This is a genomic window from Kitasatospora sp. MY 5-36, assembly GCF_001182915.1.
Lineage (GTDB): Bacteria > Actinomycetota > Actinomycetes > Streptomycetales > Streptomycetaceae > Kitasatospora.
Map to the genome: position 1 here is coordinate 1 of NZ_LFVW01000814.1, position 4,171 is coordinate 4,171.

General features: G+C 74.6%; 2 protein-coding genes and 2 tRNA genes. 1 reads left to right on the plus strand and 3 read right to left on the minus strand.

The window, feature by feature from the left end; genetic code table 11:
• The 3 genes from AE652_RS36585 to AE652_RS36595 all read right to left on the minus strand — a co-directional run.
• Positions 1-1,844, minus strand: a 1,844-nt coding sequence (locus AE652_RS36585; RefSeq protein WP_049659375.1) for an Ig-like domain-containing protein, incomplete at its 3' end; no start/stop codon positions are given.
• Between the two features lie 352 nt (positions 1,845-2,196).
• Positions 2,197-2,272, minus strand: a tRNA-Arg gene (locus AE652_RS36590).
• A gap of 230 nt (positions 2,273-2,502) precedes the next feature.
• Positions 2,503-2,596 (minus strand) — tRNA-Ser (locus tag AE652_RS36595).
• A 177-nt stretch (positions 2,597-2,773) separates the two neighbouring features.
• Here AE652_RS36595 and AE652_RS36600 point away from each other — a divergent pair.
• Positions 2,774-4,171 (plus strand): PAS domain-containing protein (locus AE652_RS36600; protein ID WP_049659379.1); only part of this gene is annotated, 1,398 nt, incomplete at its 3' end.

Consider the following 4,171-nt stretch of genomic DNA (forward strand, 5'->3'; position numbering starts at 1 on the left):
GGGCCCGCCGACGGACCGGAGCCCACCGGACTCGCCGTCACCGGCCGTGCGCCCACCGACGGAACGGCGACCGGCACCCCCGCGGGCGCCGCCACGGACGGAGTCGGCGAGGCCACCGCCGCACCCTGGGCGCTCGAGCTCGGCTTGGCGGGGCCCGAGGGCACCGCCACCGCACCTGATGCCACCGGAGTCGGCGACCCCGGCCTCGCCGCCACCGGGCTCGCTGCCGAACTCGACGCCGACACCGCCGCCGTCGGGCTCGACGCTCCCGGAACCGAAGCCGTCGCCGTTGCCGTCGCACTCGGAGCCGCCGCGCTCGGCAGTACCGAAGTCTGCGCCGCCGCACTCGGCACCGCCGGGCTCGACGCCCCCGGAGCGGGCGCCGCCTCCGTCGTGGCGACCCGTACCGGCACCGGCTCCGCCGAGGCCGCGTTCCCTGCCCGGTCGGTCGCCGTGACGGTCAGCCACTGTTCCCCGGCCGCCAGGTCCCGGTTGGCCGTGCAGCTCCAGCTCCCGTCGAACGCCGTCGTCGCCCCGCAGAGCACCGTCCGCGGTTCCGGCTCCGCGCCCGCGTCGGCCCCCGTCGTGACCAGCACGTCCGTGCCCGGATCCGCCCGGCCGGCCAGCTTCGGCCGGCTGACCCGCACGGTCTCCCCCGGGGCCGGCGAGGTGAGCACCGGCCGGCCCGGCAGGGCGGTGGAGACGACCAGCGGGACCGGCAGCCCGGCCGTCCGGTTGCCCGCCCGGTCGACCGCGACCGGGGTGAGCAGGTGCTTCCCGACCGTCAGGTCCTCGACCGGCAGGCAGGACCACGCGCCGCCCGCCGGCACCCCCGTGATGCACAGTTCGTCGCTGGAGCCCTCGTCGAGGACCGAGACGGTGCTGCCCGCCTCGCCGGTGCCGGTGAGCCGGAGCCCCGGGTCGTTGGTGTACGCGGGGACGGTGAGCGTGGGAGCGCCCGGCGGCACGGTCTTCACGTCGACCGTGACCGGATCGCCGCGCAGCACCACGCCGCCGCCGGTGGTCTCCACCGGGGTAAGGGCGTGCGGACCGACGGCCAGCTCCGTGCCGGGGCGGCAGGACCAGTCACCGCCGCTCCCGACCTCGGTCCGGCAGAGGACGGTGTCGCCCTCCCGGACCTCCACCGTGGCGCCGGCGACCGCGCCGTGGCCGCTGACCTGCGGGCGGGCGTCGGCGAGGACGGCACCGGCGACCGGCTCGGCGATCTCCGGCCGGGCGGCGCCGACGGTCAGCTCGATCCGCTGGTCGGCGGCCTGTCCGGAATCGGCGAAGCCGCCGGAGGAGACGAGCTGTCCGGCGTCGCGGCCGATCCGCAGCCGGGCCCAGGTCCCACCCGAGGCCGCGCCGGGCGGGACGGTCCACTCCAGGGTCGCGGTGGCGGCGCCGGCCGGGATCTCGGTCTGCACCCGCTGGGCGGGGTCGAACCGGCCGGTGCGGCCGAAGTCGATCCAGCCGGCCAGGGTGGCGGGCCGGTCGCCGACCGCGACCGGGACGGTGAGCCGGTAGTAGCGGCCGATCGCCGCCTCGGTGGGGAAGGGGAAGGCGACCGACACGTCGGCGCCGCTGCGGCCGGTGCGCGCCGGGGCGGTCGCGCCGGCGCCCAGAAGGAGGTCGGAGGCCACGTGCGTGGTGGTGCCGTACTCCTGCGGGGCGGCGTCGAGGTCGACCCGGGCCGGGAGCCCGGAGGGCGGCACCGCCCGGTGTTCGGCGGACCGGGTGTCGGGGGACTGCAAGGCCGCCGCGAGCGGGACGTTCCACGCGGTCAGCAGCCCGCTCGCGAGGACGGCCAGGGCGACAGCCGTACGGGGAAACTGTCGGCTCATCCGGCTCTCCTTCGCGGTCGGCTGCCGGGGGGTGGGCAGTCTGCACAAGATCCGACAAAAAGGAATCACGATCCTGGGCCGGTCATACTGCGACACCGGTGCTTTTGGCCGTGTCCCACCCGTTCGGCGGTCATCCGGGCGGCAGGACGGGATGTACCCGAAACGGCTGCATTTCATCCATTAGGCGGCAATCGGCGCCACCCGAACGGACGCGGGAATGGCACCTCCGGGCCCATTCGGCGGACACCGGCCTCCGGGACGCGGCCACCCACCCGCGGCCTGTGTTCGAATCACTCGCCGGGTACGCCGGGGAAACGGAGAAGCCCCCGGCCGGTGGCCGGGGGCTTCTCGATGGTGCGCTCAGCAGGATTCGAACCTGCAACCTCTTGATCCGTAGTCAAGTGCTCTATCCGTTGAGCTATGAGCGCTCGCCCTGGTGAACGTTGCCGCCGGGGCGTTGCGGGGACAACATTACATGACCTGCGGCGTAGGACGAAATCGGTTGTTCCGGGCCTCACCCGACCCCTCCCGACCTCCTCCCGCGCGCCGCCGGGGCCACGCTCCGGGCCGTCCCGGACCGCAGCCGGACCGCAGCCGGGAACGTGTCCGGGAACGCGAAGAGCCCCCGTCGACGAGATCGTCGACGGGGGCTCCCGACTGGCGGAGGCTGAGGGATTTGAACCCTCGATCAGGAATAACCCCGAAACCGCATTAGCAGTGCGGCGCCATAGACCGGACTAGGCGAAGCCTCCCCACAGGGATCGTACCCGCGCGAGCGGAGCCGTTCCGTGTGTCAGTGATGATGCCACAACCGTGGGGCTCGGCACCAACCGCCGCCAACGTTACTAGGCGGGTCGACTCCGCCGCAAAGAAGAATGAGATACTGCCGTCTCCGGAGGAGCTGCCCCGAGCCGAGGAGACCTGTCGACGTGAGCAGCAGGCCGATCCGAGGCGCTGCTCGCCTCGCCGCCATACTCGACGCCCTGCCCGACGCGTTGCTGCTGGTGAACAGCAACGGCACCGTCGTGGACGCCAACAGCGCGGCGGTCCAGGCGTTGCAGGCGCCGGGCACCTCACTGGTCGGCATGGGCGTGCTGGGTCTGCTGCCCGAGTTCGACCCCAGCCGCATCCCCGGCTCGATGCGACCGGCCACCCGCGACGGCGACGCCCTCGACCGCCCGGTCCGGATGACCGCCCACCGCACCGACGGCACCACCTTCCCGGTCGAGGTGTCCGGCAACGACTTCGCCGACGACGGCGACGGCCGCGGCTACGCGCGTTCCCCGTACGACTCGTACCGCGAGAACTCGCCCTCCTCCTCCGACCTGCTCCTGCTGCTGGTCCGCGACCTCTCCGGCCGGCTGGGCGTCGAGGCCGAGCTGCGCCGCCAGCACAAGCAGACCGAGATGATCCTGCGGGCCGCCGCCGAGGGCGTGCTCGGCGTGGACCTCGAAGGCCGCTGCGTGCTGGTCAACCCGGCCGCCGCGCACATCCTGGAGTACCGGGCGAGCGAGCTGGGCGGGCGCGAGCTGCACCCGCTGATCCAGCACTCCCGGGCCGACGGCACCCCGCTGGCGCTGGAGGAGTCGGCGCTGCTGGACACCCTCACCTCCGGGCGCAAGCACCGGGTGCGCGGCACCGTGCTGTGGCGCAAGGACGGCCGGCCGGTCACCGTCGACCTCACCACCGCCCCGGTCCGGGACGGCGACCAGCTGGTCGGCGCGGTGATGACCTTCACCGACCGCAGCCGCGAACTCGCCCTGGTCGCCCGCAACGAGCACCTCACCGCCGTCCTGGAGAGCGAGCTGGGCAGTGCCCTGAACGCGCTGAACGAGCGGCTGGACGCGCTCGCCGCCGACCCGGCCGGCCAGCTCTGGCCGGAGGCCAACTGGACGCTGCGCCGGCTGGCCGCCGAGTGCCGCCGGTACGGGAAGCTGATCGACGGGGTGCTCGACCACCAGCGCTGCGAGGCCGGCGAGAGCGGCGCCGCCGAGGCCAAGGACGGCAAGGACGGCAAGGAGCCCAAGGCCGGCGCCAAGGACGGCAAGGACGGGCCGAAGGCCGCGTCCCGGGTCCCGGTCGGCCTGGACAAGGTGGTCCGCCGGGCCGTCGAGGAGGCCGGCGAGCTGGTCGGCCCCGGCCGGGTGCGGTTCTCGGTGCACGCCGCCGCGGTCGAGGTGATCGCCGACGAGCGGCGGCTGGCCCAGGCGCTGGCCCACCTGGTCGCCGACGTCAGCGGCGTCGGACTCTCCCTGGACGCCCCCGTCGCCCCGTCCCCCGGCCTGACCGTGCCCGGGCTGAACGGCGCCGCCGCGCCCGCGCTGCCG